This is a genomic window from Kitasatospora sp. NPDC018058 (genome assembly GCF_044327205.1).
Lineage (GTDB): Bacteria > Actinomycetota > Actinomycetes > Streptomycetales > Streptomycetaceae > Kitasatospora.
Genome location: NZ_JBIRFA010000118.1, coordinates 1 through 4,334, shown reverse-complemented (window position 1 = coordinate 4,334; position 4,334 = coordinate 1). Strand labels below are relative to the sequence as shown.

Genomic DNA, 4,334 nt, shown 5'->3' with positions numbered 1-4,334 from the left:
TCCACACCCACGGCCACCCCACCACCCGACCCACCCCACCCACCACCCACCTCGACCTCCCCACCTACCCCTTCCAACACCAGCGCTACTGGCTCCACAGCGATCCCTCCTCAAGCAGCCCGGATGCTGACGGACTGAACCACCCCCTGCTGCGCATGACGGTGGCCCTGCCGGACACCGGTGGCACCCTTTTCACGGGGCGGCTCTCCGTGGATGCCCAGCCCTGGCTGGCCGACCACGCCGTCCTGGGAACGGTCCTGCTGCCGGGGACCGGTCTGGTGGAGCTGGTGTTGCAGGGCGCCGCGCGCGTCGGGTGCGACACGCTCGAAGAGCTCGTGCTGGAGGCGCCGTTGGTGCTGCCGGAGCACGGCGCGATGTCCGTCCAGGTGGCGCTCGGCGCGCCAGAGGAGTCGGGCACGCGAACGGTCGCGGTGTACTCGCGGCCCGAGAAGAGCCCGGCCGACCTTCCCTGGACCCGTCATGCGGCGGGCACGGTCACACCTGCCGGGGCGGAGCCCGCGTTCTCGCCGACGGAGTGGCCCCCGCCGGGCGCGCTCCCCGTGGACCTGACGGACGCGTACCAGCGGCTGCTCGTGCGCGGCTATCACTACGGGCCCGTCTTCCAGGGCCTGCGCGCCGCGTGGCGGCGCGGCGACGAGGTGTTCGCCGAAGTCGCGCTACCGGAGGAGACCACGCCGGAGGCCGCCGCTTTCGGTGTCCACCCGGCACTGCTGGACGCCTCCCTGCACGCCTTCGTCCTGGACCTGCACGAGGATCGGAGTGACGCGGAGGACGCTGTGCCTCCGACGCGCCTGCCGTTCGCCTGGCACGGTGCGCGGGTGCACGCGCCGGGTGCCGCGGCGGTACGGGTCCGGCTGCGGCCGGTGGCGGCGGACGCCGTGTCGGTGGACGTCGCCGACCTGGAGGGAACGCCGGTGGCGTCCGTGGAGTCGCTGGTCGTGCGACCGGTGAGCACTGAGCAGCTGCGCACCGCTGCCAACGCCCTCGGCGCGGCGGACACTTGGCGCTACCACGTGGCGTGGGAAGCCGCGCCCGATCCGGCCGCCCTCGGGACGCTGTCGGGGACGTGGCTCGCCGTCGGCTCCCCGGTTCCCGTGGACAGTCCGGTCGCGGACCTCCTGGCCGCGCTGGAGGCCGCCGGGGCCGGGCTCGTCCGGCTCGACGTGCCGGCCGGCACCACCCGTGACGCCCTCGCCTCCCGGCTCTCCGACCTGGCCGTACCGCTCGCCGGGGTGGTGTCCTGCCTCCCGCTCGCCGAAGGGGACCACCCCGAGTTCGCCGGGCTCACGACCGGACTCACCGACTCTCTCGCGCTGGTGCAGGCCCTGGGCGACGCCAATGTGCAGGCCCCGCTGTGGTGTCTGACCCGGGGCGCCGTCGCGGTCGACGACACCGAGGAGGTGACGAGCCCGGAGCAGGCCATGCTGTGGGGTCTGGGTCGGGTGGCCGCGCTCGAACACCCCGACCGCTGGGGCGGCCTGATCGACCTCCCCGCGGAACCTGGCGAACACGACGGTGCTCGCCTCACCGGGATCCTGGCCACGACCGGCGGCCCTGAGGACCAGCTCGCTCTGCGGACGTCCGGGGTGTTCCGCCGCCGGCTCGCTCCGACCGAAGGGCCCACCAGGGCAGCCACCGAACCGTCCACCGGTGCGGCGCCCGAGGGCTGGGCGCCGCGCGATTCGGTGCTGATCACCGGCGGCACCGGCGGGCTCGGCGTCCAGGTCGCCCGGTGGGCGGCGCGGCATGGCGCTCCCGAGGTCGTCCTGCTCAGCCGCCGCGGCCCCGCCGCCGAAGCCGTGAACGCGCTCCGGGCGGAGCTGGCACCGCTCGGCACGCGGGTGCGGGCGGTAGCCGCCGATGTCGCCGATCGCGCCTCGCTCGCCGCCGCACTGGGCGGGTTGCGCGCCGACGGCTGTGTAGTGGGCACGGTCGTCCATGCCGCCGGCATCGTCGACGACTGCCCCGTGGCCGATCTGCGACCGGCGGATCTCGCCCGCGTCTCCGCCGTGAAGACGGTCGGCGCACGCCTCCTCCAGGAACTCCTGGAGACCGGGGAGGCCGGGGAGGTGCGGCAGAAGCCGCTGGAGGCGTTCGTCGTCTTCTCCTCCATCGCCGGGGTCTGGGGCAGCGGACGGCAGGCCGCGTACGCCGCCGCCAACGCCTACCTCGACGCCTTCGTCCAGCAGCGCCGCTCCCGCGGCCTCGCCGGCACCGCCCTCGCCTGGGGCCCCTGGGCCGGCGGCGGCATGGTCGACGCCACCTACGAGCACCAGCTCCGACGCCGCGGTCTGACGCCGATGGACCCCGAAGCCGCGGTGCACCACCTCGGCCGCAGCCTGGCGGCCGACGACACCGCCACCGTCATCGCCGACGTGGACTGGACCGCCTTCCACCCGTCCTTCACCGCGTTGAGCCCCAGTCCGCTGTTCGACGCCGTCCCCCAGGTTCAGCGTGCCCAACGCGTCCGACGCGCTGCGGCGCCCTCCGCCACCGCCGGCGGCGGCACGCTGGCCGCCCAACTGGCCCGTACCACGCCCGAGGAGCAGGAGCGGCTATTGCTCCAGGCCATCCGGACCCAGATCGCCGCCGTCCTGGCCCTCGACAGCCGCGAGGCCGTCGCCCCGGACCGGGCCCTCGGGGAGATCGGCTTCGACTCACTGATGGCCGTCGACCTGCGCAACCGCCTCAACACGGCCACCGGCACCCGGCTGCCCGCCACCCTGGTCTTCGACCACCCCACGCCGCTCGCGCTCGCCCGGTACCTGCGCTCGGTCGTCGTCCCGGATCGGGTGGACCCGGCGGCGCTCGCGGCCGAGGAGTTCGACCGGCTCGAAACCGCGGTGCTGGCGCTGGCCCCCGACACGGCCGCGCGCTCGGTGCTCGCCATGCGACTCGGCGCGCTGACCGCCAAGTTGGAGGATTTCGAGAGGACCGCGGACGCGGACGCCGAGGGCGTGGAGAAGAGCCTGGAGACCGCGACCGCCGAAGAACTCATGCAGCTCATCGACACAGAGTTCGGGGACGTCTAGCCCGTCCCGCCCAGCCGGCCCGGCCCGTATCGCCAACAGAGCGTTCCCGATCAATTCGATCACTTCCATGTGCTGACAGGTGCTGCCAAACATGTCGAACGAAGACCAGCTCGTCGAATACCTCCGCAAGGTCACCACCGATCTGAAGAAGACGCGCGTCCGCCTTCGTGAGGTGGAGGCGAAAGGGTCCGAGCCCATCGCCATCGTCGGCATGAGCTGCCGCTTCCCCGGCGGCGTGAGCTCGCCCGAGGACCTGTGGGAGCTCGTCGCGGAGGGCCGCGACGCCGTCACCGGTTTCCCCGCCGACCGCGGCTGGGACCTGGACGGCCTCTACGACCCGGACCCGGACCGCGCGGGCAGGAGCTACACCCGCGAGGGTGGGTTCCTCCACCAGGTCGACGGCTTCGACCCGGACTTCTTCGGAATCAGCCCCCGGGAAGCGCTGGCCATCGACCCGCAGCAGCGGCAGCTCCTCGAAACCTCCTGGGAGGCTTTTGAACGGGCGGGCATCCGCCCCGAGTCCGTTCGTGGAAGTCGTTCCGGGGTCTTCATCGGCCTCATGCACAACGACTACGGGTCGCGCTTCCAGAAGGCACCCGACGGGTTCGAGGGCTTCCTCGGCGGAGGCAGCGCGGCCAGCATCGCAGCTGGGCGCATTTCCTACACCCTGGGTCTGGAGGGGCCGGCGGTGACGGTGGACACCGCGTGCTCGTCCTCGCTCGTCGCCCTGCACCTCGCGTGCCAGGCCCTGCGCCAGGGCGAGTGCGACCTCGCCCTGGCGGGCGGGGCGGCCATCATGTCGACCCCGGCCTTCTTCGTCGAGTACAGCCGCCAGCGCGTACTGTCCGCCGACGGGCGCTGCAGGTCCTTCTCCTCGGACGCGGACGGCACCGGCTGGGCCGAGGGCGTGGGCGTGCTGCTGGTGGAGCGGCTGTCGGACGCCCGGCGCCTCGGGCACCGGGTGCTCGCCGTCGTCCGCGGTACGGCCGTGAACCAGGACGGCGCGTCCAACGGCCTCACCGCCCCCAACGGTCCCGCCCAGCAGCGGGTGATCACCTCGGCGTTGGCGAACGCACGCGTGTCGGCGAGCGAAGTGGATGTCGTGGAGGCGCACGGCACCGGCACCCGACTCGGTGACCCGATCGAGGCCCAGGCCCTCATCGCGGTGTACGGGCAGCACCGGAGCGCCGAACAGCCCTTGTGGCTGGGCTCCTTGAAGTCCAACATCGGCCACGCCCAGGCCGCGGCCGGCGTCGGCGGTGTGATCAAGATGGTGCAGGC

The 4,334-nt window shown here is 73.3% G+C and carries 2 protein-coding genes; both read left to right on the top strand.

The window, feature by feature from the left end; all coding sequences use genetic code 11:
• The coding region (locus ACH4E7_RS45305) for an SDR family NAD(P)-dependent oxidoreductase (protein WP_396255079.1) at positions 1–3,053 on the top strand (3,053 nt) is incomplete at its 5' end.
• A 91-nt stretch (positions 3,054–3,144) separates the two neighbouring features.
• The coding region (locus ACH4E7_RS45300; protein ID WP_396255078.1) for a type I polyketide synthase at positions 3,145–4,334 on the top strand (1,190 nt) is incomplete at its 3' end.